The organism is Caulobacter sp. S45 (genome assembly GCF_009765965.1).
Lineage (GTDB): Bacteria > Pseudomonadota > Alphaproteobacteria > Caulobacterales > Caulobacteraceae > CAHJWH01.
Window position 1 is genome coordinate 1,477,063 of the sequence record NZ_LMUL01000014.1, and the last position, 26,450, is coordinate 1,503,512.

At 68.6% G+C, this 26,450-nt stretch carries 26 protein-coding genes; 13 read left to right on the forward strand and 13 right to left on the reverse strand.

Annotated features, from left to right (window positions below; all coding sequences use genetic code 11):
- Positions 1 to 48: 48 nt before the first annotated feature.
- From GSQ87_RS13880 to GSQ87_RS13890, 3 genes are all read right to left on the reverse strand, one after another.
- The gene (locus GSQ87_RS13880; protein ID WP_158915984.1) at positions 49 to 279 is read right to left on the reverse strand and encodes a hypothetical protein; all 231 of its coding nucleotides are present in this window, start codon (positions 277 to 279) and stop codon (positions 49 to 51) included.
- A 90-nt stretch (positions 280 to 369) separates the two neighbouring features.
- Positions 370 to 2,313 (reverse strand): ferrous iron transporter B, encoded by a 1,944-nt coding sequence (locus GSQ87_RS13885; protein ID WP_158915985.1) that lies wholly within the window; start codon positions 2,311 to 2,313, stop codon positions 370 to 372.
- A complete protein-coding gene (locus GSQ87_RS13890) occupies positions 2,310 to 2,636 on the reverse strand; it encodes a FeoA family protein (RefSeq protein WP_158915986.1) in 327 nt (108 codons plus the stop codon). Before GSQ87_RS13890 ends, GSQ87_RS13885 begins: the two co-directional genes overlap by 4 nt.
- A 212-nt stretch (positions 2,637 to 2,848) precedes the next feature.
- On the opposite strand from GSQ87_RS13890, the gene GSQ87_RS13895 reads away from it, so the two are divergent.
- The 9 genes from GSQ87_RS13895 (at position 2,849) to shc (ending at position 14,247) form a co-directional block, all read left to right on the forward strand.
- Entirely contained in the window at positions 2,849 to 3,724 is an 876-nt protein-coding gene (locus GSQ87_RS13895) for an NAD(P)-dependent oxidoreductase (protein ID WP_158915987.1), read from the forward strand.
- A gap of 188 nt (positions 3,725 to 3,912) precedes the next feature.
- A complete protein-coding gene (locus GSQ87_RS13900) occupies positions 3,913 to 5,961 on the forward strand; it encodes a S9 family peptidase (protein ID WP_158915988.1) in 2,049 nt (682 codons plus the stop codon).
- 134 nt (positions 5,962 to 6,095) lie between these two features.
- On the forward strand, positions 6,096 to 7,049 hold the full coding sequence (locus GSQ87_RS13905) for a VacJ family lipoprotein (protein WP_158915989.1): 954 nt from the start codon (positions 6,096 to 6,098) through the stop codon (positions 7,047 to 7,049).
- A gap of 102 nt (positions 7,050 to 7,151) precedes the next feature.
- Entirely contained in the window at positions 7,152 to 8,156 is a 1,005-nt protein-coding gene (hpnA, locus tag GSQ87_RS13910) for a hopanoid-associated sugar epimerase (protein WP_158915990.1), read from the forward strand.
- Positions 8,153 to 9,298: a glycosyltransferase gene (locus GSQ87_RS13915; RefSeq protein WP_158915991.1), complete on the forward strand. Its 1,146-nt coding sequence runs from the start codon at positions 8,153 to 8,155 to the stop codon at positions 9,296 to 9,298. The genes hpnA and GSQ87_RS13915 overlap by 4 nt, the downstream gene beginning before the upstream one ends.
- Positions 9,295 to 10,158 (forward strand): squalene synthase HpnC, encoded by an 864-nt coding sequence (hpnC, locus tag GSQ87_RS13920; RefSeq protein WP_158915992.1) that lies wholly within the window; start codon positions 9,295 to 9,297, stop codon positions 10,156 to 10,158. The genes GSQ87_RS13915 and hpnC overlap by 4 nt, the downstream gene beginning before the upstream one ends.
- Positions 10,155 to 11,006: a presqualene diphosphate synthase HpnD gene (gene hpnD / locus GSQ87_RS13925; protein WP_158915993.1), complete on the forward strand. Its 852-nt coding sequence runs from the start codon at positions 10,155 to 10,157 to the stop codon at positions 11,004 to 11,006. The genes hpnC and hpnD overlap by 4 nt, the downstream gene beginning before the upstream one ends.
- On the forward strand, positions 11,003 to 12,250 hold the full coding sequence (gene hpnE / locus GSQ87_RS13930) for a hydroxysqualene dehydroxylase HpnE (protein ID WP_158915994.1): 1,248 nt from the start codon (positions 11,003 to 11,005) through the stop codon (positions 12,248 to 12,250). Before hpnD ends, hpnE begins: the two co-directional genes overlap by 4 nt.
- Before the next feature lie 26 nt (positions 12,251 to 12,276).
- Positions 12,277 to 14,247 (forward strand): squalene--hopene cyclase, encoded by a 1,971-nt coding sequence (gene shc / locus GSQ87_RS13935; protein ID WP_158915995.1) that lies wholly within the window; start codon positions 12,277 to 12,279, stop codon positions 14,245 to 14,247.
- Positions 14,248 to 14,321: 74 nt separating this feature from the next.
- Here shc and GSQ87_RS13940 read toward each other — a convergent pair whose 3' ends face one another.
- Positions 14,322 to 14,699 carry a lysozyme inhibitor LprI family protein gene (locus tag GSQ87_RS13940; protein ID WP_158915996.1) on the reverse strand — a complete coding sequence of 126 codons (378 nt, stop codon included), beginning with the start codon at positions 14,697 to 14,699 and terminating at the stop codon, positions 14,322 to 14,324.
- Between the two features lie 119 nt (positions 14,700 to 14,818).
- Here GSQ87_RS13940 and GSQ87_RS13945 point away from each other — a divergent pair, with 119 nt between their 5' ends.
- A complete protein-coding gene (locus tag GSQ87_RS13945) occupies positions 14,819 to 15,526 on the forward strand; it encodes a hopanoid-associated phosphorylase (protein WP_158915997.1) in 708 nt (235 codons plus the stop codon).
- Here the strand turns inward: GSQ87_RS13945 and hpnH are convergent.
- The gene (gene hpnH, locus GSQ87_RS13950) at positions 15,446 to 16,597 is read right to left on the reverse strand and encodes an adenosyl-hopene transferase HpnH (RefSeq protein WP_158915998.1); all 1,152 of its coding nucleotides are present in this window, start codon (positions 16,595 to 16,597) and stop codon (positions 15,446 to 15,448) included. The genes GSQ87_RS13945 and hpnH overlap by 81 nt on opposite strands.
- 51 nt (positions 16,598 to 16,648) lie before the next feature.
- Positions 16,649 to 17,653 carry a 4-hydroxy-3-methylbut-2-enyl diphosphate reductase gene (ispH, locus tag GSQ87_RS13955; RefSeq protein WP_371416701.1) on the reverse strand — a complete coding sequence of 335 codons (1,005 nt, stop codon included), beginning with the start codon at positions 17,651 to 17,653 and terminating at the stop codon, positions 16,649 to 16,651.
- 215 nt (positions 17,654 to 17,868) lie between these two features.
- Between ispH and GSQ87_RS13960 the strand changes: the two genes are divergently transcribed.
- Together GSQ87_RS13960 and GSQ87_RS13965 are read left to right on the forward strand one after the other, a co-directional pair.
- Positions 17,869 to 18,780 carry a polyprenyl synthetase family protein gene (locus GSQ87_RS13960; protein ID WP_254062959.1) on the forward strand — a complete coding sequence of 304 codons (912 nt, stop codon included), beginning with the start codon at positions 17,869 to 17,871 and terminating at the stop codon, positions 18,778 to 18,780.
- Between the two features lie 108 nt (positions 18,781 to 18,888).
- A complete protein-coding gene (locus GSQ87_RS13965) occupies positions 18,889 to 19,506 on the forward strand; it encodes an ABC transporter substrate-binding protein (RefSeq protein ID WP_158916000.1) in 618 nt (205 codons plus the stop codon).
- A gap of 171 nt (positions 19,507 to 19,677) precedes the next feature.
- Here GSQ87_RS13965 and cckA read toward each other — a convergent pair whose 3' ends face one another.
- The 4 genes from cckA to fliQ are packed head-to-tail and all read right to left on the reverse strand — an operon-like array spanning position 19,678 to position 23,972.
- Positions 19,678 to 21,795, reverse strand: a complete 2,118-nt coding sequence (gene cckA / locus GSQ87_RS13970) for a cell cycle histidine kinase CckA (protein WP_158916001.1) — start codon at positions 21,793 to 21,795, stop codon at positions 19,678 to 19,680.
- A gap of 10 nt (positions 21,796 to 21,805) precedes the next feature.
- A complete protein-coding gene (gene flhB / locus GSQ87_RS13975; RefSeq protein ID WP_158916002.1) occupies positions 21,806 to 22,936 on the reverse strand; it encodes a flagellar biosynthesis protein FlhB in 1,131 nt (376 codons plus the stop codon).
- Positions 22,937 to 22,942: 6 nt separating this feature from the next.
- Positions 22,943 to 23,698, reverse strand: a complete 756-nt coding sequence (fliR, locus tag GSQ87_RS13980) for a flagellar biosynthetic protein FliR (RefSeq protein ID WP_158916003.1) — start codon at positions 23,696 to 23,698, stop codon at positions 22,943 to 22,945.
- 10 nt (positions 23,699 to 23,708) lie between these two features.
- Positions 23,709 to 23,972: a flagellar biosynthesis protein FliQ gene (gene fliQ, locus GSQ87_RS13985; protein ID WP_158916004.1), complete on the reverse strand. Its 264-nt coding sequence runs from the start codon at positions 23,970 to 23,972 to the stop codon at positions 23,709 to 23,711.
- 224 nt (positions 23,973 to 24,196) lie between these two features.
- Here fliQ and folE point away from each other — a divergent pair, with 224 nt between their 5' ends.
- On the forward strand, positions 24,197 to 24,793 hold the full coding sequence (gene folE / locus GSQ87_RS13990; protein WP_158917683.1) for a GTP cyclohydrolase I FolE: 597 nt from the start codon (positions 24,197 to 24,199) through the stop codon (positions 24,791 to 24,793).
- Between the two features lie 43 nt (positions 24,794 to 24,836).
- On the opposite strand, the gene GSQ87_RS13995 is transcribed toward folE, so the two are convergent.
- The 3 genes from GSQ87_RS13995 to flgC form a co-directional block, all read right to left on the reverse strand.
- Positions 24,837 to 25,565 carry a hypothetical protein gene (locus tag GSQ87_RS13995; RefSeq protein ID WP_158916005.1) on the reverse strand — a complete coding sequence of 243 codons (729 nt, stop codon included), beginning with the start codon at positions 25,563 to 25,565 and terminating at the stop codon, positions 24,837 to 24,839.
- 133 nt (positions 25,566 to 25,698) lie between these two features.
- Positions 25,699 to 26,001 (reverse strand): flagellar hook-basal body complex protein FliE, encoded by a 303-nt coding sequence (locus GSQ87_RS14000; protein ID WP_158916006.1) that lies wholly within the window; start codon positions 25,999 to 26,001, stop codon positions 25,699 to 25,701.
- 11 nt (positions 26,002 to 26,012) lie between these two features.
- Positions 26,013 to 26,438 carry a flagellar basal body rod protein FlgC gene (gene flgC, locus GSQ87_RS14005; RefSeq protein WP_158916007.1) on the reverse strand — a complete coding sequence of 142 codons (426 nt, stop codon included), beginning with the start codon at positions 26,436 to 26,438 and terminating at the stop codon, positions 26,013 to 26,015.
- Positions 26,439 to 26,450 lie beyond the last annotated feature (12 nt).

Here is a 26,450-nt window from a genome sequence, read left to right on the forward strand (position 1 = left end):
CAATGACGTAAGCGATCAGGGTCTGCATTCGAACACCGCCTCCAGCCCTTAGCGTCCGCCCCAGCGCCAGCGCCAACCGCCCTCGGTCTTCCAGGCGCAGACGGCGGCGAACACCACCAGGAGGGCGACCGCGCCCGCGATGCGCCAGACGCCCGGCGCCAAACGCACATCGGCGAAGAACAGCGCCAGGAAACCGGCGAGAACGGCCCAGCCTTCCCAACGGATCGGCGTGGAGGCTCCGATGCCGTAGGTCTTGGAGGCGAACCAGGGACGATTCATAGCCAGACGACCTCATTGAAGATCAGCACGTCGACCCCGCGCGAACACTATGAATGTAGGAGGTCGGCGCGCGAAACGGGAGCCCCGACGTCAGAGCCCCGACGCCTTGGCGATATGGAAGGCCGCGAACGCCGCCAGATAGGCCAGCGCCATCATGTAGGCGAACATGGCGGTGGGCCAGGCCCACGAGTTGGTCTCCCGCTTCACCACGCCGAAGGTCGAGGCGCACTGGGGGGCGAAGATGAACCAGGCCAGGAAGGCCAGAGCGGTCGGCATCGACCACTGATTGTGCAGGGCGTTGCCGAGCGGACCCACCGCCTCCGCCCCGCCAGCCACGGCGTAGACGGTGCCGAGCGCGGCCACCGAGACCTCGCGCGCCGCCATGCCCGGGATCAGGGCCACGGCGATCTGCCAGTTGAAGCCGATCGGGCGCAGCACGGGCTCGATGAAGTGGCCGATCATGCCGGCGAAGCTGTAATCGATCGCCGGCCCCACCGCGCCGGCCGGCTTGCCGGGCACCGAGCTGAGGAACCAGATCAGGATCATCATCGACAGGATCACCGTGCCGGCGCGGCGCAGGAAGATCTTGGCGCGGGTCAGCACCCCCATGATCACGTTCTTGGCGTCGGGCAGCTTGTAGGCCGGCAGCTCCATGATGAAGGGCTCGCTCGCGCCCCGCCAGAACAGCTTGCGGATGATGAAGCCCACCAGCAGCGCGCTGACGATGCCGGCTCCGTACAGGCCGAACATCACCAGCCCTTGCAGGTTGACGAAGCCCCAGACCGTCTTGTTGGGGATGAAGGCCGAGATGATCAGGGTGTAGACCGGGATGCGCGCCGAGCAGGTCATCAGCGGGGCGACCAGGATGGTGGTCAGCCGGTCGCGTTTGCTGTCGATCACCCGCGCGCCCATGATCCCCGGAATGGCGCAGGCGAAGCTCGACAGCAGCGGGATGAAGGCCCGCCCATGCAGCCCCGCCCCGCCCATCACCTTGTCCATCAGGAAGGCGGCGCGGGCCATGTAGCCGAAGTCTTCCAGCAGGATGATGAACAGGAACAGGATCAGGATCTGGGGCAGGAAGACCAGCACGCTGCCCACCCCCGAGATCACCCCGTCGGTGATCAGGCTGCGCAGCACGCCTTCCGGCATCACCTGGGCGACCAGGGTGGCGAGATGGTCGAAGCCGGCCTTGATCAGGTCCATCACCGGCTGGGCCCAGGTGAACACCGCCTGGAACATCAGGAACAGCACCGTCAGCAGAATGGCGCTGCCGGCGATGGGGTGCAGCAGCACGCTGTCCAGCCGCCCGGTCAGGGTGTCGGGCTGGGTCGGTTGGGTGACGCAGGCCTTGCGGATGCGCTCGGCTTCGCGATGAGCGACGCGCAGCTCCGTCGAGGTCGGTTCGCGCCAGGCGTGGGCCTCGATGGGGCGGACGGCCAGGCCCCGCACCGCGTCCAGAAGGGTTTCCATGCCGCGCTTGCGGGTGGCGACGGTGGTGACGACGGGCACGCCGAGCTCGCGCGACAACCGCTCGACATCGATGCGCCAGCCCTGCCGCTCGGCGATGTCGAACATGTTCAGCGCCAGCACCATGGGCCGGCCAACCGACTTCAGCTCCAGCGCCAGGCGCAGCACTAGGCGCAGGTTGGTGGCGTCGGCCACGCAGATGATCACGTCAGGCTCGGCCTCGCCCGCGAAGCGGCCCAGCACCACGTCCCGGGTGACGGCCTCGTCGGGGCTGCGCGCGCGCAGCGAATAGGTGCCGGGGAGGTCGACCACGCGGCCGCGCCAGCCGTCGGCGGCCACGACCGGGCCTTCCTTGCGCTCGACCGTGACGCCGGCGTAGTTGGCCACCTTCTGGCGCGCGCCGGTCAGGGCGTTGAACAGGGCGGTCTTGCCGCAGTTGGGCGTGCCCACCAGCGCGATGCGGGGGATGGCGGTCGGGGTCGCGCTTGTTGGCGGTGGCGGCGTGGCGACGCTGTCCGTTGCGGGCGAGGACGGCGATTCGAGCGTCTCGCCGAGATCGAGGCTCATTCCGCGGCCGTCAGGTAGGCGGCTTCACCCGCATCGGCCTGCACCATCACCGCATTGGCCTCACGACGGCGCAGCGCCACGCGCATGTCGTCGAGCCGCACAGCGATGGGGTCGCGACCGATGGCGCCTTCGTGCAGGATCTCCACCCGCGCGCCCTCGACAAAGCCGATCTCCAGCAGCCGACGCTCCAGTTCGCCGGCCTGCAGCCCACCGTCGTTGGACGCCACGCCCACGCCGACGACCACGCCGCTGAAGCCGCGCGCCGCCGATCCGAGCGGGACCACGCCGGACGACTCGGGCGACTTGGCCCGTCCTGAAAACATACCGGCGCGCACTGGGGTTGGACCGCCTTCGGATTGAACCGCGATTGACTATCAATATCTGTCCGAAGAAGGGCTTAAGCAAGGCCCCTGCGGCGGCGGGCCCAACGCGCCTTTCCGTCGAACCGCCGGGATCGAAGGCGGGCGTCGGGAAGTTGGACACACTAGATGGGGCGTTGCGCGCGCAACTCGGGCCGCGATCCTTGGAGACGAACATGAAGGTCGGCGTGATCGGTCTGGGCGCCATGGGCGCAGGCCTGGCGGAGAGCTTGTTGCGGGCGGGACATGAGGTGACGGTGTGGAACCGCTCCAAAGGCCCGGCTGATGACCTGGCCGGCAAGGGCGCAAAGGTGGCCGCCACGCCCGCCGACGCCTTCGCCGGCGACGCCGCGATCACCATGCTCGCCAACGACGAGGCGGTGCGCGAGGTCATCCTGGGCGGCGGGGCGCTGGACCGCGCCGCCCCCGGCCTCGTCCACGTGTTGAGCGCCACCATCTCCGTCGCCCTGGCCCGCGAGCTAGAGACCGTCCACGCCGACAAGGACGTGGCCTTCGTCAGCGCACCCGTGCTCGGCCGGCCCGACGTGGCGGAGAAAGGCGAGCTGAACGTACTGGCCGCGGGCTCCGCCGACGCCCTGGCCAAGGTCCAGCCGCTGCTGGACGCCATCGGCCGCAAGACCTGGCCGCTCGGCGACAAGCCCCACCTGGCCAACGTCGCCAAGCTGGCGGCCAACTTCATGATCGCGGTGACCATCGAGACCCTGGCCGAGACCTTCGCCTTCGCCGAGAAGCAGGGGCTGGACCCGAACAGCTTCTACGAATTGATCACCGGCACCCTGTTCGCGGCCCCGGCCTTCAAGGTCTACGGTCCGCTGATCCTGGCCAAGGAGTTCGAGCCGGCCAAGTTCAAGCTGAAGCTCGGCCTGAAGGACATCCGCCTGGCGCTGGCGGCCGGCGAGGCGGCCGAGGTCCCCCTGCCCTTCGCCAGCGTGCTACGCGACAACTTCGTCGACGCCATCGCCAACGGGGCGGGCGAGAAGGACTGGTCGGCGATGTCGGAGGTCGCGTTCCGGCGCGCGGGGCTGGGGTGATTTGACCTTTGTTTTAATCCGCTCGTTCCCACGAAGGCGGGAATCCAGATCAAGCCCGCCGGCCGCACGGAATGAATCTGGGTCCCCGCCTTCGCGGAGATGAGCGGTGTAATAGGCCGGTCCCAGCCTGCCAGGTCAGCAACCCAAGCCCACTTCCCGCACCTCGGAAAGCGGGGCTATACAGGTGCATGACCTTCAGAAGCCTCGCCATCCCGCTCCTGTTCGCAACCCTGGGCGTGGCCGGCGGCGCCGACGCCCGGCCCTTCACCGCCAAGGACCTGGTGACGCTCGAGCGGGTGTCGGACCCGCACGTCTCGCCGGACGGGGGCGCGGTCGTCTACAGCGTGCGCTCCACCGATCTCAAGGCGAACAAGGGGATCAACGCCCTCTGGATCGCGCAGGGCGGCAAGACGCGCCGGCTGGCGGCGTCCGACGGCGGGGCCAGCGGCGCGAGCTGGTCGGGCGACGGGCGCACGATCTACTTCCTGTCCGGCCGCTCGGGCTCCGACCAGGTCTGGCGCACCGACGCCTCGGGCGTCCAGGCGACCCAGGTAACCCGGTTACCGCTGGACGTGGGCGCCTATCGCGTCAGCGCCGACGGCCGCACCCTGGTGGTGTCGATGGCCGTGTTCCCGGATTGCGGCACGCCGGCCTGCACTGTCGCGCGCACGACTGAACGCAAGGCGGACAAGGCCTCGGGCCAGGTCTACGACAAGCTGTTCGTGCGCCACTGGGACACCTGGGCGGACGGCACGCGCAACCACCTGTTCACGTTGAAGCTGGGCGCGAACGGCGTCGCGGCCAGGGAAGCCACGCCGCTGACGCCCCACCTGGACGGCGACGTCCCCTCCAAGCCGTTCGGCGGGGCCGAGGACTTCGCGCTGTCGCCGGATGGGAAAAGCGTGTTCTTCTCGGTGCGGATGGCTGGGCGGACCGAGCCCTGGAGCACCAATTTCGACATCTGGCGCGCGCCGGTCGATGGCGCCGGGCCGGCGGTGGACCTGACCAAGGACAATCCCGCCTGGGACGCCGAGCCGACCGTATCGCCGGACGGCCGCTTCCTGGCCTATCGCGCCCAGACCAAGCCGGGTTTCGAGTCCGACCGCTTCGGCGTCTGGGTGATGGACCTCGCCACCGGCGCGAAGCACGAGGTCGCGCCGAACTGGGATCGCTCGGCCGAGCACATCGCCTGGTCGCGTGACGGACACAGCCTGCTGGCCAATGCCGACGACGTCGGCGTCACCCGCCTGTTCAATATCGACGTGGCCACGGGCGGCGTGACGCCCCTGACCGATCGCGGCCATGTCGGCGACTACGATGTCTCGCCCAACGGCGCGGTGTTCGCCGGCGACGGCCTCGGCGGCCCGGCCGAGCTCTATTCCGTGCGCTATGGCAGCACGCCGGTGCGGATCACCTACGCCAACGCCGAGCGTCTGGCCGACGTGCAGTTCGGCGGCTTCGAACAGTTCAGCTTCACCGGCTGGAACGGCGAGACGGTGCACGGCTATGTGGTCAAGCCCTACGGCTACCAGCCCGGCAAGCGCTATCCGGTCGCCTTCCTGATCCACGGCGGTCCGCAGGGCAGCTTCGGCGACAGCTGGAGCTATCGCTGGAACCCGCAGACCTACGCTGGCGCGGGCTATGCGGCGGTGATGATCGATTTCCACGGCTCGACCGGCTACGGCCAGGCCTTCACCGACGCCATCTCCGGCCACTGGGGCGACCGGCCGCTGGAGGACCTGCAAAAGGGCTGGGCGGCGGCCCTGGCCAAGTATTCCTTCCTCGACGGCGACCGAGCGTGTGCTCTGGGCGCCAGCTACGGCGGCTTCATGATCGACTGGATCGCCGGGGTCTGGAACACGCCCTGGAAGTGCCTGGTCGTCCACGACGGCGTCTTCGACAACCGGATGATGGGCTATTCCACCGAGGAGCAGTGGTTCAGCGAGTGGGAGAACGGCCACGCCATGCCGTGGGAGAAGCCGGAGAACTTCGAGCGCTTCAATCCGGTGGACCACGTGGCCGACTGGTCCAAGCCGATGCTGGTGATCCATAGCGCCAAGGACTACCGCATCCCGCTGGAACAGGGGCTCGGCGCCTTCACCGCCCTGCAGAGCCGCGAGGTGCCCAGCGAACTGCTGACCTTCCCCGACGAGAACCACTGGGTGCTGAAGCCGCAGAACTCGCTGCAATGGCACGCCACGGTGGAAGGCTGGCTCAAGCGCTGGATCGGGAACTGAGGCCCAGGCGGACACAACCCTGTAAAAACCGCCGCCAAACTGCAGTTACCGCACAGGTGGCCTTGAACGTTTCGCCTGCGAAATCATTTGTGAAGCCAAGCGCAGCCGTTGGCGCGCGCATCAGGAGATACCGCGTGCTTCGAGCATCGCTGCTGGCCACCGCCATTTCGCTTCTCGCCGGAGGCGCGGCCATCGCGCAGGCGGCCCCCGCCAACGCCCAGGATCAGGCGTCCGTCCCGGCTGGCGCCGCATCCACGGATCCGAACCAAGACCCGTACGAGCACCTCAACCGCAAGTCCTACGCCGTGTTCCGCTATCTGGACCGGGTGGCGATCCGGCCCGCCTCGGTATTCTACGCCCACGCGGTGCCGAGCCCGGCCCGCAAGGGGCTGCACAACGCCATCCGCAACGTGAACTCGCCGGTGATCTTCTTCAACGACGTGGTCCAACTTCATCCTAAGGCGGCGGTCGAGACGCTGGGCCGCTTCGCGATCAATTCCACGGTAGGGGTCGCGGGCCTTGCGGATGCAGCGACGACGGCGGGCATCCCCTTTCATCCCAACGGGTTCGGCAACACCCTCGGCCGCTACGGGGTGCCGCCCGGCGCGTTCATCTTCATCCCGGTGCTGGGCCCCTCCGACGTGCGCGACCTGATCGGCAGCGGCGTGGACACCCTGAGCGATCCGCTGACTTGGATCCGCTACACCGGCCGGTGGGAGGTCAGCGCCGCCAAGACGGTGGTCAACGGCCTGGACACCCGCGCCAACATCGATCCGCAGCTCAAGCAGATCGACGCCATGGCCACCGACCAGTACGCCACCCTGCGTTCGCTCTACCTGCAGAACCGCCAGGCCGAGATCACCGGCGGCAAGGTGAACGTGCAGGACCTGCCGGACTTCGGCCCCGACACCGGCCCGCAGCCCGGCGCAGCGGCGCCCGCCGACGGCCAGTCCTCGGTCGGCGAAACGCCCGCCCCGCAAGGCCAGGGCGATCAGGGACCAGGAACCCAGGGCCCGACGCCGCAACCTTCGACGCCTCAGGGACCGGCCGGTCAGCCTGTGGCGGCCCCAGCCGGTCCCCACGCCTAGGGCCTTGGCGGACGTCGATGCAAAACGCCTCTAGCGCGCCGCTCCCGCGAATGCGCTAGAGAGGCGCGGTTTGCGGGTTCGGCCCGCGTTTAGGCGTGATCCATGGCGTTCGGCTCGGCCGGTGACAGAGTGCTGGTGACAGGAGCCTCAGGCTTCGTCGGTTCGGCGGTGGCCCGCAAGCTGGCGGCGCGCGGCTTTTCCGTGCGCGCCCTGGTGCGGGCCTCCAGTCCGCGCGGCAACTTCGCCGATTTCGACTGCGAGCAGGTGGAAGGCGACCTGCGCGACCCGGCTTCGCTGATCAAGGCGGTGCGAGGCGCGCGCTACCTGTTCCACGTCGCCGCCGACTACCGCCTGTGGGCGCGCGACCCCGAGGAGATCGTGCGCAACAACCTGACCGGCACGCGCGGGATCATGGAAGCGGCGCTCGACGCCGGGGTGGAGCGGATCGTCTACACCTCCAGCGTCGCCACCCTGAGCCTCAAGGACGGCCCATCCGACGAGACCCGCCCACTGACGCCCGAGGCCGCCATCGGCGCCTACAAGCGCAGCAAGGTGGTGGCCGAGCGCGAGGTCGAGCGACTGGTGGGTGAGCGCGGCCTACCGGCGGTGATCGTCAACCCCTCCACCCCGATCGGCCCGCGCGACATCAAGCCGACTCCGACCGGCCGGATCATCGTCGAGGCCGCCACCGGCAAGATGCCCGCCTTCGTCGAGACCGGGCTGAACCTCGCCCACGTAGACGACGTGGCGGAGGGCCACCTGCTAGCCTTCGACAAAGGCCGGATCGGCGAGCGCTATGTCCTGGGCGGCCAGGACGCCACCCTGCGCGAGATGCTGGCGGTGATCGCCGACCTGTCCGGCCGCAAGCCCCCCACCGTCGCCCTGCCGCTTGGGCCGCTGTTCCCCCTGGCCTATGCGGCGGAGGGTATAGCCAAGCTGACCGGCAAGGAGCCGTTCCTGACCGCCGATGCGCTGCGCATGTCGCGCTACCAGATGTTCTTCAGCTCGGCCAAAGCGGAGCGGGAGCTGGGCTATAGCGCGCGGCCCTATCGCCAAGCCCTGTCGGACGCCATCGCCTGGTTCAGGTCCGCGGGCTACATCAAGTGATCGCGCTCGTCCTGGGCGGGCTCGGCCTCGCCATCTGGCTTTATCTGATGCTCGGGCGCGGCCTGTTCTGGCTGGCGCGCGAACGCGACGACCGAGACCAGCCGGGTTCGCCGGTCCATTGGCCGTCGGTGGTCGCCGTGGTCCCCGCCCGCAACGAGGCCGATGTGATCGCCCGCTCCATCGGCGACCTGCTGGCCCAGGACTATCCGGGTCCATTCCGGGTGGTGCTGGTGGACGACCAGAGCGACGACGGCACCGCCGATGTCGCCCGCGCCCTGCCGGGCTCGGAAAGGCTGGAAGTCGTCTCCGGTTCGCCCCTGCCGGCCGGCTGGGTCGGCAAGATGTGGGCGGTGAGCCAAGGGGCGGCCCACGCCTCGGCGGACGGACCCGACTATTTGCTGCTCACCGACGCCGACATCGGCCACGATCCTTCCAACCTGCGCCAGTTGGTGGGACGGGCCGAGGCAGGCAAGCTGGCCTTGGCCTCGATCATGGTGCGGCTGCACTGCGCGACCTTCGCCGAGCGGCTGATGATCCCGGCGTTCGTCTACTTCTTCGACATGCTGTTCCCGTTCGGCTGGGTCAATAACACCCGAAGCAAGGTTTCCGCCGGCGCCGGCGGCTGCATGCTGGTGCGGCGCGAGGCGCTGGAGGCGGCCGGCGGCATCGCCTCGATCCGGGACGCCATCATCGACGACTGCGCGCTCGCCGCCCGGCTCAAGCGGCAGGGGCCGATCTGGCTCGGCCTCGGCACGCGGGCGGCGAGCCTGCGCCCCTACGAGAACCTGGGCGAGATCGGGCGGATGATCTCGCGCTCCGCCTACGCCCAGCTTGGCTATTCGCCCTGGCTGTTGATCGGTACGGTGCTGGGCATGATCCTGACCTATCTGGCCCCGCCGCTGGTCGCCCTGTTCAGCCATGGCTGGGCCCAGCTCGCCGGCGCACTGACCTGGCTGCTGATGGCGATAAGCTTTACCCCCATGACGAGGCTCTACCGCGTCTCGCCGCTGTGGGGCGTGGCCCTGCCGGTGATCGGGGCGCTCTACACCCTGTTCACCCTCCAGTCGGCGGTGCAGGTCTGGCAGGGCAAGGGCGGCATGTGGAAGGGCCGGTCGCAAGCCATGGTGGGGACGGGCTCATGAGCGCTGTACTGGAACACGGGAGCGCCGCCGAGCTGGCCTCCGGCAAGGGCCAGAACGACGAGAACTTCCCCGTCGCCTCCTTCCTGATCGCGCCAAAGCACAGGGCCACGGTGTTCGCCTTCTACCGCTTCGCCCGCGTCGCCGACGACGTGGCCGACAGCGAGACCGCCTCGCCGGAAGGGAAGCTCGCCCACCTGGAGATCATGCGCGCGACACTGGCCGGCGAGAGCGACGCCAATCCCGAAGCTCTGGAATTGCGCAGGGTGCAGGACGAACATGGCCTTACACCGCAGCATGGCCTGGACCTGCTGGAGGCCTTCCGCCGCGACGTGACCAAGCTCCGCTACGACGACTGGGCGGACCTGATGGACTACTGCCGCTATTCAGCGGCGCCCGTCGGCCGCTTCGTGCTCGACGTGCATGGCGAGAGCCGGGCGAGCTGGCCCGCCAACGACGCCCTGTGCGCGGCGCTGCAGGTGATCAACCACCTACAGGACTGCGGGAAGGACTACCGCACGCTGAACCGGGTCTATCTGCCCGACGACCAGCTGCGCGCGGCCGGGCTGACGGTGGAGGCGCTGGACGCGCCCAAGGCGTCGCCGGCGCTGAAGGGCGTGATCGCCGACCTGGCCCGGCGCACCGACGTGCTGCTGAGCCAGTCCAGGCCCTTCGCCGGCATGATCAAGGCCACCCGGCTGAGGATGGAGGTGGCGGTGATCCAGCGCCTGGGCGAGGACCTGACCCGCCGCCTGATCGTCCGCGATCCGCTCAGCGAGCGCGTCCACCACACCAAGGCCGAGGCCGCCGCCCTTGCGCTGAGCGCCATGGCCATGCTGCCCTTCCGTCGTCGGCGCGCATGACCGCAACACCGTCCCCAGCAACGACCGCCACCGCCGAGCAGACCGGCGCGTCCGGCAGCTCGTTCTACGCCGGCATGCGCGTGCTGCCCAAGGCGGAGCGGGAGGCGATGTACGCCATCTACGGCTTCTGCCGCATCGTCGACGATATCGCCGACGATATGCAGGGCGACCGCGCCTCGCGCCGGGCCGAATTGGACGCCTGGCGCGCCGACCTGGACAGCCTGTACGCGGGGGGCGATCCCGGTCGCGCCGCCCTCCTGGTCGAGGCGGTGCAGCGGTTCGGCGCGCGCAAGCAAGACTTCGTCGCCGTGGTCGACGGCATGCAGATGGACGTGGACGCCGACATCCGCGCGCCGGATTTCGCCACGCTGGACCTCTATGTCGACCGGGTGGCCTGCGCGGTCGGGCGGCTGTCGGTGAAGGTGTTCGGCATGGACGAACAGCCGGGGCTGGCGTTGGCCCACCACCTGGGCCGGGCGCTGCAGTTCACCAACATCCTGCGCGACTTCGACGAGGACGCCTCGATCGGGCGGCTCTACGTGCCACGCGAGGCGTTGGACCGGGCCGGGATCGCGGGCGACGACCCGCACACGGTGGTGAACCATCCCCACATCGATCAGGCCGCCCGCGAGCTGCTAGCCCTGGCGCGCGAGGCCTACGCCTCGGCCGACCGGGTGCTGAAGGCCAAGCCGCGCGGCAAGCTACTGGCGCCTCGGCTGATGTCGGCGGTCTATGGCAAGACGCTGGACCGCACCGCCGCGCTCGGCTGGACGCCGCCGCGCACGCGGGTCAAGGTCGGCAAGGGCGAACTGCTGTGGCTGGTGCTGCGCCACGGCCTGCTCGGATGAAGGTCCACGTCATCGGCGCCGGCGTCGCCGGTCTCGCCGCCGCGGTGAAACTGGCCCAGCGGGGCGTGACGGTGGAGCTGTCCGAAGCCGCCGCCCAGGCCGGCGGGCGTTGCCGTTCATACTTCGATCCGCAGCTCGGCCAGGTCATCGACAACGGCAACCACCTGGTCCTGTCCGGCAACACCGCGATCATGGCCTATCTCGACGCCATCGGCGCCCGCGACCGCCTCGCCGGGCCCGAGCGCGCGGAGTTCGTCTGGGCCGACGTGCGCACCGGCAAGCGCTGGACCCTGCGCCCGAACGAGGGCCCGATCCCCTGGTGGGTGTTCTCGCCCTCGCGCCGCGTGCCCGACACCCGGGTCGGCGACTATCTGGGCCTTGTTCCCCTCACCCGACCTCAGCCCGGCAAGCGGGTGGATCAGGCCATGCGCTGCGAAGGCGTGCTGTGGGAGCGGCTGATGGAGCCCTTCCTGCTGGCGGCGCTGAACACCGAGGCGAAAAGCGGATCGGCCGACCTCGCCGGCGCGGTGGTGCGCGAGACCCTGGCCAAGGGCGGCGCGGCCTATCGACCCCGGATCGCCGAGCCCACCCTGGCTGCAGCCTTCGTCGATCCGGCCATCACCACGCTGGAATCCGCAGGCGCGACGGTGCGCCTGGGCCGCCGCCTGCGGAAGCTCGAGATGGCGGAAGACCGGATCACGGGCCTGACCTTCGCGGACGGCGAGGTGACGGTCGGAGCCGGTGAAACGGTCGTGCTGGCCGTTCCCCCTTGGGTGGCGGGCGAACTCGTCCCTAGGCTGACGGTCCCGACCGAGCACCGCGCCATTGTCAACGCACACTTTAGGGTGACACCGCCGAGCAACGCCGAGCCCATGATCGGCGTGATCGGCGGGACCGTGGAGTGGATTTTCGCCTTCCCCGAGCGCATATCCGTAACAGTGAGCGGTGCTGATCGCCTCGTGGACATGGATCGCGAGGCGCTGGCGCGGCTGTTGTGGAAGGATGTCGCCGCCGTGCACGGGCTGTCCCAAGATCTTCCGCCCTGGCAGGTGGTCAAGGAGAAGCGCGCCACCTTCGCCGCGACGCCCGAGCAGGACGCCCTGCGGCCGCCCGCGAAGACCCGCTGGAGCAACCTGATCCTGGCCGGCGATTGGACCGCGACCGGACTGCCTGCGACGATTGAGGGCGCAGTGCGTTCCGGAGGACACGCCGCCGACTTGGCGCTCGCGCGTTTGGTCGTGTAGTTGATCCCCTGGGGAACAGCTTGAGAATGTATGACTCTTTCTTGGACGAGACCCGCCTGATCGGCGATGTTTCGATCCAAAATCTTGACGCTTCCGTGGACAAGGCCGCCGACGCGCTCATGCGTGCGCAGCGCCCGGACGGCCACTTCGTGTTCGAGCTGGAGGCCGACGCCACCATTCCGGCCGAATACATCCTGCTGCGCCAGTACCTGGCCGAGCCGGACGACCTGGAACTGGAGCGCAAGATCGGCGTCTACCTGCGCCGCATCCAGGCCGCGCACGGCGGCTGGCCGCTGTATCACGACGGCCCCTTCGACATCTCCGCTACTGTGAAGGCCTACTTCGCGCTGAAGATGATCGGCGACAGCGTCGAGGCCCCACACATGGTGCGCGCCCGCGAAGCCATCCTGGCGCGGGGCGGAGCCGCGGCGGCCAACGTCTTCACCCGCATCCAGCTGGCGCTCTATGGCGAGATCGCCTGGGCGGAAATCCCCAACATGCCGGCCGAGCTGATCCTGGCGCCCACCTGGTTCCCGGTCCACCTGTCCAAGATGAGCTACTGGTCGCGCACGGTGATCGTGCCGCTGCTGGTGCTGATGAACCTGCGGCCCCAGGCCCGCAACCCGCGCGACGTGACCGTGCGCGAGCTGTTCAAGCCGGTCGCCAAGGCCCCGCGCGTCTCCAACGCCGCCGACCCCAAGCTGGTCTGGACCATCGGCTTCAACATGCTCGATGGCGCGCTGAAGGCGACCGAGAGCCTGTGGCCCAAGAAGCTGCGCAAGAAGTCCATCGACGCCTGCGTCGCCTGGGTAGTGGAGCGGCTGAACGGCGAGGACGGCCTGGGCGCCATCTATCCGGCCATGGCCAACAGCGTGATGATGTTCGCGGCTCTAGGCTATGGCGAGGACCATCCCCACCGCGCCATCGCCCGCAAGTCGATCGAGAACCTGCTCGTGATCAAGGACGAGGAGGCCTATTGCCAGCCCTGCGCCAGCCCGGTGTGGGATACGGCGCTGGCGGCACACGCCCTGATGGAGGCCGGCGGCCCGGTGGCTGCTGCGCGGGTGAAGGGCACCCTCGACTGGCTGCGCGACCGCCAGGTGCTGGACGTCAAGGGCGACTGGGCCGACCGCAAGCCGGACGTGCGCCCCGGCGGCTGGGCCTTCCAGTACAACAACGCCCACTATCCCGACCTGGACGACACCGCCGTGGTGGTGCTGGCCATGGACCGCGCCCGCGCCAGCCTCGGGATCGAGGGAAACGACGAGGCCATCGCGCGCGGCGAGGAATGGATCGTCGGCCTGCAGAGCAAGGACGGCGGGTTCGCCGCCTTCGACGCGGACAACACCCACTTCTACCTGAACAACATCCCCTTCGCCGACCATGGCGCCCTGCTCGACCCGCCGACGGTGGACGTGGCGGCGCGCTGCGTCGGCATGCTGGCCCAGCTCGGCGAGCCGCTGGACAGCCCGCGCATGACCGCGGCCATCGACTACCTGCGCAAGGAACAGGAGCCGGACGGCAGCTTCTGGGGCCGCTGGGGCGTGAACTATATCTACGGCACCTGGTCGGCCCTAGTGGCGCTGAACAAGGCCGGCCTCGGCCCGACCGACCCGCTGATGACGCGGGCGGTGGATTGGCTGGTCAAGGTCCAGAACGCGGACGGCGGCTGGGGCGAGTCGTGCGACAGCTACAAGCTGGACTATACGGGCTATGTACCCGCGCCCTCGACCTCGTCCCAGACCGCCTGGGCGGTGCTGGCCATGATGTCGGCCGGCGAGGCGGACCACCCGGCGGTGGCGCGCGGGATCAAGCACCTCCAGGCCACCCAGGACGAGGACGGCCTGTGGCCGGAGGAATTCTACACCGGCGGCGGTTTCCCGCGGGTCTTCTACCTGCGCTACCACGGCTACCGGAAGTTCTTCCCCCTGTGGGCCATGGCCCGCTACCGCAACCTGATGCAGAGCAACTCGCGCGAGGTGGCGTTCGGGATGTGAGGCGGGCTGCGATCCGCGCGATGGGCGAACGCCCGACGCCGCCCTTTGCGGACCGCAGCTATCCCACGACGCCGCTAGAACCTCACGCGGCTTTCGAGTTCGTCGGCCCTGACGGCGGTCTTCATCACCACACAGCTCTCATCGATAGTGTTGCCGTTGACCTTGCAGGTGTAGTCCCGGTCCTTGATCCAGCTGCGCTCCTCATCGCGCAGCTTGGTCTTAGCGGCCGGGTTCTGCGCGAGTTGGCCCATGACCTGGCGATAGGCCTTGTTCAGCCGGTCGTCCTGAGCGCCCGCCTCGCGCTGGGCGCACACGGATTTCTGGACCGGATTGTCACCTGCCCGTTGATGGCATGCCAGGAACTGGGGCGACAGGTGGGTCGAATCCTGCGCCAGCGCCGCTGCGCCGGGCGTCGATATGACAAGGGCGAGTAGGACAGTCAGTCGGTTCAAGGCCGAACTCCTTTGTGGCGCATGGTGGCGGGAAGATCGCGTGACGATGGCAAATTACCAGGGGGGCCGAACTTGCATACATTGAATCCGGGGTCGTCATCATTCCGAGAGGCCATCGCGTGACCGCACCCATCCTCGCCGTCACCGGCCTCAAGCGCGAAGCCGACCTGCTCGCCAGTCATGGCCTGATCGTCGTCCCCGGCGGCGGCGACTCCGCCGGCCTGGCGCGCAAACTTGAAACCGCCTTCCTGACCCACCACCCACGCGGCGTGGTCAGCGTCGGCCTCGGCGGCGCGCTTTCGCCGGAACTGGCGGTCGGGGACTGGGTCGTCGGGGATGCGGTCGTCGAGGCTTCGACGCGCTGGATCACGGATGCGCGGTGGGCGCGCGCACTGGTCACAGCCCTATCCTCGGCTCACCTTGGCTCCATCGCCGCCAGCGACACGATGGTGGTGGACGCCACGGCTAAGGCGGACCTCCGCACGGCGACCCGCGCAATAGCGGTGGACATGGAGTCCCACGTCGCCGCCCGCTTCGCCTCGGCCCACGGCCTGCCGCTCGCAGTCCTGCGGGTCATTTCCGACGGGGCCGACCGCGCTCTGCCGAAGGCCGCGCAGGCGGGCATGAAAAAGGACGGCGGGATGGACATCCTCGCCGTCCTCAAATCGCTGGCGCTCGATCCCCGCCAGCTCCCGGCGCTGATCCGCACCGGGCGCGAGGCGGAGGTCGCCTTCCGGAAGCTCGACCTACTCCGCAGCTACCACCTTGTTGGAGGCCCTGGGATTGGCGATGCGGATCTCCGTCACCTTCTTGTCGACCTGCTCTGAGAACACGTAGTTCGCCCGGCGCTGGTTGGAGAGGTCGATCTCCGGCGCCATGGCGCCCTCGGTCTTGATCCCCTTCATCGCCAGACCCAGCATCTTCAGCGGGTTCTTCACCGCATCGGTGGTGGCGGTGCCCTCGAAGCCGCAGTGGACCATGCAGTCGGCGCACTTCTCGTACTTGCCGACGCCGTAGTCCTCCCACTCGGTGTCTTCCATCAGCTCCTTGAAGGACTTCACATAGCCTTCGCCGATCAGGTAGCAGGGCTTCTGCCAGCCGAACACGGTGCGCAGCGGCATCGACCACGGCGAGCATTCGTAGGTCTGGTTGCCGGCCAGGAAGTCCATGAACAGCGGCGAGTTGGTGAAGCTCCACGCCTTGCCGCCCTTGCCGCGCTTGAGCACGTCGCGGAAGAACTGCTTGGTCTTGGCGCGGTTGAGGAAGTGCTCCTGGTCCGGCGCACGCTCATAGGCGTAGCCGGGGGAGATGGTGATGCCGTCCAGGCCGGCTTCTTCCATCTCGTCGAAGAAACTAGCCAAACGCTCAGGGTCGGCGCCGTCGAACACGGTGCAGTTGATCTGGACACGGAAGCCCTTGGACTTGGCCAGCTGAATGGCCTCGACCGCCTTCTGGTAGACGCCGTCCTGGCAGACCGACTTGTCGTGCATGGCCTGGTCGCCGTCCAGGTGGATGGACCAGGTGAAGAAGGGGTCGGGCTCGTACTGGTCGATCTTCTTCGTCATCAGCAGCGCGTTGGTGCAGAGGATGACGAACTTCTTCCGCTCGATGTAGCCCTTGACGATCTTGGGCATGTCGCGGTGGAGCAGGGGCTCGCCGCCGGCGATGGAGACGGCGGGGGCGCCGCACTCGTCGATCGCCGCCATGCACTGCTCGTAGGACAGGCGCTGGTTCAGAATTTCGTCGGGATAGTCGATCTTGCCGCAGCCGGCGCAAGCCAGGTTGCAGCGGAGCAGCGGCTCCAGCATCAGCACGAGCGGGTAGCGTTTCTCGCCCGACCAGTGCTTCTTCATCACATAGGCCCCGATACGGGCCACTTGCTGCAGGGGAAGACCCATGCCGCACTCCTCAAGTATGTCCGCGCCGGGGGAGCGGCGCTATGAACCCAATCAGGCCGCAGCCTCTTCGGCGGCGGTTTCGGCCGGGGTGCGAAGCTCGGCCGGTAGTCTGAACTCGATCTCTTCCTTGATCCCGTTCATTTGCGTCACCTCGACATCGCCGATACGGCGCAAGGTGGCGATGACGTCCAGGATAAGTTCCTCCGGAGCCGAGGCTCCGGCGGTCAATCCGATCGTTTCGTGGCCGCGGACCCACTCGGGGTCCAACTCGCCACCGTCGGCGATCAGGTAGCTCGGCAGTCCCTCCTCCAGCCCGATCTCGCACAATCGGTTGGAATTGGAGCTGTTCTTGGCGCCCACCACCAGCAGGACGTCCACCACCTTGCAAAGGTCGCGTACAGCCGACTGCCGATGCTGGGTAGCGTAGCAGATGTCGGAGGTATCAGGCCCGGTGATGTCTGAAAAGCGGCGCTTCAGCGCGGCGATGACGCTCTTGGTGTCGTCGACGCTCAGCGTGGTCTGCGTCACATAGGCCAGCGGCGTATTGGTGGGGAAGGCCAGGGCCTGGACGTCGGCCTCGGTGGAGACCAGCGCCACCGGCGCGTCCACCTGGCCCATGGTGCCCTCCACCTCGGGGTGGCCGGCATGGCCGATCAGGATCAGCGAGCGGCCGCGCGAAACGTAGCGCTTGCCCTGTGAATGCACCTTGGAGACCAGGGGGCACGTAGCGTCCAGCACCGGCAGGGCCCGCGCCTTCGCCTCGATCTCCACGCTCTGGGAGACGCCGTGCGCGCTGAACACCGTGACGGCGCCGTCGGGGATTTCCGACAGCTCCTCGACGAAGCGTGCGCCCTTCGCCTTCAGGCTCTCGACCACGTGGCGGTTGTGGACGATCTCGTGGCGCACATAGACGGGCTGGCCATACTTCTGGAGCGCGCGCTCGACGATATCGATCGCCCGCACAACGCCGGCGCAGAAGCCCCTCGGCTGAGCCAGAACAACCCGCAACCCTGTCTCCCTAGGTCCGCCGCCGCGACAGGCGGCCGGCCAATCGATCCCGGCTCGAAGCCAGGCTGCATCGCGATCTTATAAGATTAGGGAGCCGCCCCGCTGGTTGGAAGGCGCGCGGCGTAAACCGTATCGGCGCCGGTGGCTGATTTCGACGTGCTGGTGCGCCAAGGTCACGCTATGGAGACCGCCCGCGTTATACGACGCGGCCGCGCCGGATCGTGACCGGCCGTCTTCGCCAACCGATCGAAAGCGACACCGACTTGACCACCCAAGCCCTCGACAGCGCCAGCCGATTGAAGTCGGAAATGACCGCCGCCGCGGACGCCGTGAACGCCGAACTCGACCGGCTGCTGCCCCGCCCCACCGGCCATCACGCCCGGGTGCAGGAGGCCATGCGCTACGCCATCCAGGTCGGTGGCAAGCGGATGCGGCCGTTCCTGGTCCTGGAAGGCGCCAAGCTGTTCGGGGCGCCGCGGGACCGTGCGCTCAGAGCGGCGGCGGCGATCGAGATGATGCATACCTATTCGCTGGTCCACGACGACCTGCCCTGCATGGACGACGACGACCTGCGCCGGGGCTGGCCCACCACCCACAAGAAGTTCGACGAAGCCACCGCGGTCCTGGCCGGCGACGCCCTGCTGACCCTGGCCTTCGAGGTGCTGGTGCATCCCGAGACCCATTCTTCGACCGAGGTGCGCTGCACCCTGGCCGCCCTGCTCGCCCGCGCCTCGGGCAGCGAGGGCATGGTCGGCGGCCAGATGATGGACATCGTGGCGCCGGAGAACGACTTCGGTCCCGACGAGGTCGCCCTGCTCCAGCGCATGAAGACCGGCGCCCTGTTCGAGTTCAGCTGCGAGGCCGGCCCGGTGCTGGGCGAGGCGGGCGAACAGGATCGCGCACGTTTCCGCGCCTACGCCCACGACCTGGGCCTGGCGTTCCAGATCGCCGACGACCTGATCGACGCCACCAGCACGGCGGAGAAGGCCGGCAAGGCGGTGGGCAAGGACGCGGAAGCCGGCAAGGCGACCCTGGTCTCGATCATGGGGATCGAGGGCGCACGGGCCGAAGCGCTGCGGGTCGCAGCCCGGGCGGCCGACGCCCTGGCGCCCTACGGAGCCGAAGCCGAGGTGCTGCGCGCCCTTCCCGTCTTCCTGGTGGAACGCGACGCCTGATTTCGCTCTCGAAACCTTCGCCTTGCCGCTACGTTCTGGGTAACTGGCCCGAGTTCGGCCATATCCCGATGCGAACGCCGTCCTAACGGCTAGTCCAGGACCCTACGAATGCACCCGTCGAAGTCCGCCCTCTTCGCCCTGGCCTCCGTCGCCGCCTTCGCCGCGCCGGCGCTCCCGGTCTACGCCCAGGCCTCCGACCCGGCCGCCCAGCAGATCGAAAGCTTCGACCACACCCTGCTGGACGCGATGAAGGGCGGCCGTTCGCTGGGCTTCCAGGGCCGCTACCGCAAGCTGGAGCCGGCGGTGACCGGCACCTTCAACCTACCGGTGATGATCCGCTTTGCGGTCGGCCCGGGCTGGACGACCATGGCGCCGGCCGACCAGTCGGCGCTGCTGACCGCCTTCACCCGCTACAGCGTGTCCACCTGGGCGAAGAATTTCGACAGCTATCACGGCCAGAAACTGGTGGTGGGGACGGTGGACACCCGCGGTCCCGACAAGCTGGTCCATACCAAGCTGGTGAGCTCGGACGGCAGCGACGTGGACCTGACCTATCGGATGCGCGACTCGGGCGGCGAGTGGAAGGTGATCGACGTTTACTTCAACGGCGCGATCAGCCAGCTCAGCCAGCAACGCTCCGACTACGCCGCCACCCTGCAGAGCGGCGGCCCCAAGGCCCTGGTCAAGAAGATCAACGAGCTGTCCGACAAGGCCGCCAAGGGCTGATTGCTCCTTCTCCCCTTGCGGGAGAAGGAAGGGGCCCGCGTGTCGATAGACGCGTGGGAAGGTTGAGGGGTCGTGCTGCGATATCAACGGCGAACGTCCGTCGACCCCTCACCCTCCCATTGCCTATGCAATGGGCCCCTCCCTCTCCCACAAGGGGAGAGGGGACGCCTCTCATCCCCCCTGGAGGATCTGCTTCACCCGTTCGGCCAGGGTCTTGATGTCGATGGGCTTGGGCAGGAAGGTGACGCCGCTCTCGCCCTCCAGCAGGTCGGAGAACTCCGCCTCGGCGTAGCCGGAGATGAACATCACGGGCGCGTCGCCCAGGAAGTGCCGCGCCTTCTTGAGCAGGGTCGGCCCGTCCAGGCCCGGCATGATCACATCCGAGATCAACAGGTCGATCTCGCCGGCGTGCTGCTCGGCCAGTTCCAGCGCCTCCTCGCCGTCGGCGGCCTCGATCACCTCGTAGCCGCGCGCGCGCAGCAGGCGGGCGGCGACCACACGCACCGCGTCCTCGTCCTCGACAAACAGGATGCGGCCGGCGCCGGAGAGATCGCGGGCGACAGGCTTGGGCGGCGGGGCGACCGGCTTGGGCGCGGTCGCGGAGGGGACGTGGATCGGCAGGAAGATGCGGAAGGCGGCGCCCTTGCCCGGCGCGGTGTCCACGTGAATCCAGCCGTCCGCCTGCTTGACGATGCCGTAGACGGTGGCGAGGCCCAGCCCCGTGCCCTCGCCCACCGGCTTGGTGGTGAAGAAGGGCTCGAAGATCTTGGTCATGGCCTCGGGCGGGATGCCCGGCCCATTGTCGGCCACCTCGATCAGCGCGCAGCCTTCCGGCGGCGCGGTGGGGAAGCCCAGCGCGCGGGCGCCGACCTGGTCGAGCCGGGCGGTGCGGATGCTGACCGTGCCGATGCCCCCGTCGTTGGTCCCGTGCGAGCGCAGGGCGTCGCGGGCGTTCACCGCCAGATTCATGACTGCGGTCTCGAGCTGGCTCTTGTCCGCCCGCACCAGGGGCAGGTCGCGCCCGTAGTCGGTGGACAGGATCACGTCCTCGCGCAATAGGCGGCGCAGCAGCACCTCGAACTCGCTGATCAGTTCGCCCAGCTCCAGGGTCTCGCGCTGCACGGTCTGCTTGCGCGAGAAGGCCAGCAGCTTGCGCACAAGATCGGCGGCCCGCACCCCGGTCTGGCGGATCTCGTTCAGACCCTCGTAGGAGGGATCGCCCACCGGATGGCGGTGTAGCAGCTCGTCCAGGCGCAGCTGGATGGCGGTGAGCAGGTTGTTGAAGTCGTGGGCGACCCCGCCGGCGAGCTGGCCGATCGCCTGCATCTTCTGCGACTGGCCGAGCTGCAGTTCGAGTTGCTTCTGCTCCGACACGTCGAGCAGGTAGGCCACCACCCGATCCTCGGCCTGGGTGACATAGAGGTGGGCGATCTTGGGCGCGGCCCCGACCGCCGTGTGCGCCAGACGCACCTCGACCGGCCCGCCGCCCCGGGCGGCCAGACGTGCGCGCGCCTCGTTGCGCGACGCCGTGTCCAGAAGGTCCACAAAGCGCGCGCCCGGCTTGGCGGCGCCGGCGGTGAGCCCCTCCATCGCCTCGTTGGCCTCGATCACCGTGGCCTCGAAAGGATCCCCGCCGTCCAACAGGGCCGCGCCGAAGGGCGCAGCGGCGGCGAAGGCGTCCAGCGCCACCACCATGGGCGAGCCGCCTGCGCGCGCGGCGGGGGAAAGCGTGGGTACGTCCGCCGCAAGCCGCTCCACCGGCAGCCATTCGGCGGCGGCCTCCTCGCGCACCAGACGCAGCAGCAGCTTGTCGTCGCCGAGCCTGGAGATGGTCACGGGCTGGCCGGGGTCGGGACCCAGGCGGGCCTCGGCCGATCCCGTGCGGCGGGCGGCGGCCAGGGCGGCGTACATGGCCTTACCGGCTTCGCCCTCCCGATCCAGCCGGCGGATCACGCCGGCCTCGTCGCGCCAGGCGGCGTTGAAGCTGACCAGCCGCCCCGCCGCCGAGGTCACGGCGGCAGGCTCCGTCAGCGCGTCCACCAGGGCGTGCAGGCCCTCGTCGGTGGCCATGGCCCGGCGCGGCTCGCTGCTGGCGAAGGCGTAGATGCCCGCGAACGCCACCCCCGCCAGACCGATCAGCAGCAGCAGGCCGGGTCCGGTCGCCGGCCCCGCCTTGAACGCCGGATAGGCCGCCGCCACGATCGCCAGCACGAAGAAACCGGCGGCGACCACGGACAACGGATCGACCCGGCGACGGCCCTGGCCGATACGGGAGACGAAAGCATTCATGTGTTCGATCTCATCGCATGCCCGGGCTGCTGACCTTCACCGGCGCCGCCCCTCTTCCCGACGGGCGAACGGGACGCGCCCTGCGGCGGCCCTTGCCCATCACGAAGCCGACGATCTTGGCGACGGCCTCATAGTGCTCGCGGGGGATGGTCTCGTCGAGGTCGATCGTGGCGTAGAGCGCCCGCGCAAGGGGAGCGTCCTCGATCACCGCCACCTGGTGCGCCTCGGCGACCTCGCGGATCTTCAGAGCGACCTCGTCCACCCCCTTGGCGACGCAGATGGGCGCCGCCGTCTCGCCCTGGACGTAGCGGAGCGCCACCGCGTAGTGGGTCGGGTTCATGATCACCAGCGTGGCCTTGGGCACGTTGGCCATCATCCGGGTCTTGGCCCGCTGCATGCGCATCTGGCGAATCTTGGCCTTGATGTAGGGATCACCCTCGGTGTCCTTGTTCTCCTGCTTGATCTCCTCGCGGCTCATCTTCAACCGCTCGGTGAAGCGATAGCGCTGCAGGAAGACGTCGAGCCCGGCGGTGAGCCCGAAGACGATCAGCGCCGCCACCGTCACCGCCCGCAGGATGTTGGCGGCGAAGGGCAACACGCTCGCAGGTTCGATCCAGGCCAATCCGCCGACATCGTGGGCGTGGGGCTTGAGCTGGGCCCACACGACCGCGGCCATCGCCACCAGCTTGACCAGGCTCTTGGCGAAGTTGAGCAGGTTGTCCACGCCCACCAGCCGCTTCAGTCCGCCGCCTATACCGATCTTGGAGAAGTCGGGGGCGATGCTCTTGGGCGAAAACAGGAAGCCCTGCTGGACCATGTGGCCGGCGACGCCCGCCGCCGCCGCCGCGGCCAGCACCACCGCCACTGGGGCCGCCGCGCCGATGGCGGCCCGGAACACGCCGACCGCCCCGTTGGCCGAAAGGTCGATGGCGTCGGGGTGGGCGATGAAGGGCAGGATGTTCACCGCCACCTGGCGGGCGATGCCGCCGCCGGCGATCAGCACCACCGTGCAGGCCGCCGCCAGCGCCAGGAAGGACGCGGCCTCCGGCGACTTGGGGACCTGGCCGTCCTCGCGGGCCTTCTGGATACGGCGGCCTGTGGGGGCTTCTGTCTTGGAGCCCTTGTCCTGGGTGTCCGACATGGCGGGTCAGATCAGCCGTTCGGCGAAGGCCTGAACCCGGTCCAGCCAGACCAGGCCGATGGCCCCCACGCTGAGCGCGAACACCGACAGGCCGAGAATCAGGATCAGCGGCGTGGCGGCGGCGAACACCTGGAACTGCGGCATGATCCGCGCGACCATGCCCAGGGCGACGTTGAACACCATGGCGAACACGATCACCGGCGCCGCGAGTTGTACGCCGAGCGAAAAGGTGCGCCCGAAGGTCTCGATCGCCAGCAACGCGAAATCATGCGCCGGCGCGCCCTTGCCGACCGGGAACAGGTGGTAGGACTGCACCAGGCCGGCGATGAACAGCTGGTGCAGGTTGGTGGTGAACACCAGGGTCAGCCCGACCAGGGACAGGAAGGCGCCGATGGTGGCGCTGGGCTGAGCCTGCAGCGGATTGGTGGTCTGGGACATGGCGAGCGTGGTCTGTAGCGAGATCACCTCCCCCGCCACCGCCAGCGCGCCCAGGAACATCCGCAGCAGGGCGCCCAGACCAAGCCCGATGCCGATCTCCAGCGCGATCACGCTGAACAGGCCGCCCAGGCTATCGGGCTCAGCCGGTAAAGCAGTGCGCACCAGCGGATACAGGGTCAGCGACAACAGGAAGGCGAAGGCCAGGCGGATACGCGTTGGGATCGCGGTCTCACCCACCCCCGGCATCAGCATCATGAACGAGCTGACCCGCGCGAACACCAGGCCCGCGCCGAAGACCTGGGCCGGAAGGGCGTAATGCTCCACCGCAGGCCGCCTACATCCCTGCGATGCGGGCGGCGATCTCGCGCATGAAGCCGCCCATCAGCCCCCCCATCAAAGGCAGGAAGACCAGCAGCGCCAGGAACACGGCCAGGATCTTGGGGGCGAACACCAGGGTCTGCTCCTGCACCTGGGTCAGGGCCTGGAGCAGGCCGATCGTCACGCCGACGACCAGGCCCACCAGCAGGATCGGGGCTGCGAGCTGGATCACCAGCCAGATGGCGTCGCGGCCGATGTCCAGGACTTCCGACCCGTTCATGGTCCTTCGCTCCGATACTGAGGCGACCGTCCATCGACCGCACGGAGCGACCCTCGGCGGTTAAGGTTAACGAAGCCTGTACAGCTCGGCGCCTTCTACCCATCTCTCGGCAGGACTTGCCGAGCGACCCGGCTTCGGTCCAAAGCGACGCAACGCCATCCGAAAGCCGCCGAATGACCCCTCGCCAGCCGATCGACGAAGACCACGACACCGTCGACGGCGAGATGCCCCCCCGAAACCCACCCTCGCCCCACGGCCGCCCGAGCGCGCAGGAGGCGGAGGCGGCGGTGCGGACCCTGCTTCGCTGGGCCGGCGACGACCCCGACCGCGAAGGCCTGCTGGAGACGCCGGCGCGGGTGACGCGCTCCTACCGCGAGCTGTTCGCCGGCTACGACGCCGATCCCCGCGCCTATCTGGAGCGCACCTTCGAGGAGGTGGGCGGCTACGACCAGCTGGTGCTGCTGAAGGATATCCGGTTCGTCAGCTTCTGCGAGCACCACATGCTGCCGGTGATCGGCAAGGCGCACGTGGCCTACCTGCCCAACGACCGGGTGGTCGGCATCTCCAAGCTGGCGCGGGTGGTCAACGGCTACGGCCGCCGCCTGCAGATTCAGGAGAAGATGACCGCTGAGATCGCCCGCGCCATCGACGAGGTGCTCAAGCCCAAGGGCGTGGGCGTGGTGCTGGAAGGCACCCACTCCTGCATGACGCTGCGCGGGGTCAATTCGCCCGGCGCCGCGCTGGTGACCAGCCACCTGATCGGCGCGGTGCGCGACGACCCCCGCACCCGCCAGGAGTTCCTGCGGCTGGTGGGGATTTAGGGGCGGAAAGCACGCCGCCGGTTCGGCGAAGATCAGACCCCGTTCAGGTCGCGGGCTTGAACGACTGAAGCGTGCCGGTGGTGCGCTCCGAGCGCACGCCCGAGGAATTGAAAATCTCCTCGGTAACCTTCGCGAAGCGTTTAATTTCCGGCACGTACCAGAAGACCTTATAGATTCGCCCGCTCCCAGTCTGGGACGGTAGCCTGCGGCTCTGCGCCGAACTGCCCGCGCCGGAGGCGTCGGCCTCCGCCACGCCTCCGGAGACGACCGCCGGGGCGGTCTCCTTGGTCCAGTCCCCTTCCGCCTCGATCTTGAGCGCCCGGAACACGCCCGCCGGCGTCTGGATATCCTCCCAACCGCCCACGGTGTAATCCACGTGCAGATGCTCGCTTTTGACCAGGCGGGCGGGATTCAATTCGGTGTATTCCACCGTCCACCGCTTGCCTTCCTGTAGGGGGAAATTCAGCGGGCGGTTCACGATCGTGAGCTTGCCATTGACGCTTCGCTCGCGGCTCCAGTCGGCGGGCACGAGTCGATCCAGGGCCGGCGCGGGGGAGTCGGGCTGCTTAGTGGAAATCTCGACGTATTTACCGGCGATACGGTCCACGACGACGTCCACCAGCTCCTCGCGGTAAGCCGCCCCGCGCTCGGTGGTCTCCTTATAGACCCAGTGGTCTCCGACCTTGAGCACGGGGGCCTCCACGGCGGTCTCGGCGAGCGCGCACGCTGGCCAGAGTCCCGCCGCTGCGACCACCAGGGCGGCCGAGCCCATCCAAGCACCTCTGCTGATCATAACGCCCCCTGCGCCACGCGGCCGCTCAACCGGAGCGCAGCAAAAAACCCACAACACGCGCAGGCCTAGCACGGCTGTGGATCACGGCGCTTTGCAATGCTGAAATGTTGAATCAGATCGGCATGTTCATGACGGACTGGTAGGCCTGGATCACCTGGTCGCGCACGGCCAGCATGGTCTCCAGGCTGCTCTGGGCGGAGGAGACGGCGGTGACGACGTCGACGATATCGGCCTTGCCCTGGGTCTGGGCCACCATCTGCTTTTCCGCCGTGCGCGAGGTGGAGACCACGTCGTTCATCGCGTTGGTGACGAGCTGGCCGAAGTCGGGGGCGATATCGTTCGCCGCGCCGCCCGGTTTGGAGCCCTGGTTCTGGACTGCGGCGTACGCCTTGGCGGCGACGAGGGGGGAGACCATCGCCTAAAACCTCACTTCTTGATGATGTCCAGCGTGCGCATCTCGATGCTGTTCATCGCCTGGATGACATTGAGGTTGGACTCATAGGCCCGCTGGGCCTCCTTCAGGTCCATGGCCTCGGTCAGGGGATCGACGTTGGAGGTCTTCAGATAGCCCTTGGCGTCGGCCCCCGGCGCGCTGGGATTGTACTCGCTGTGGAAGGCGGCGGTGTCCGCCCGTATCCCCGCCATCCGCACGCCCTGGCCCCCGTCGTCGGTGGTGTGGGGTTCGAACACCGGCACCTGCCGCTGGTAGGGATCGCCGCCGGGCGTGGTGGCGGTGGAATCGGAGTTGGCGATATTCTCCGCGATCACCCGCATCCGCTGCTGCTGGGCGCGCAGCGCGGAATTGGCGATGGAGACCGCCGCGTCGGAATTGGAGATCAGGCTACTGGCCATGGATCAGCGCGC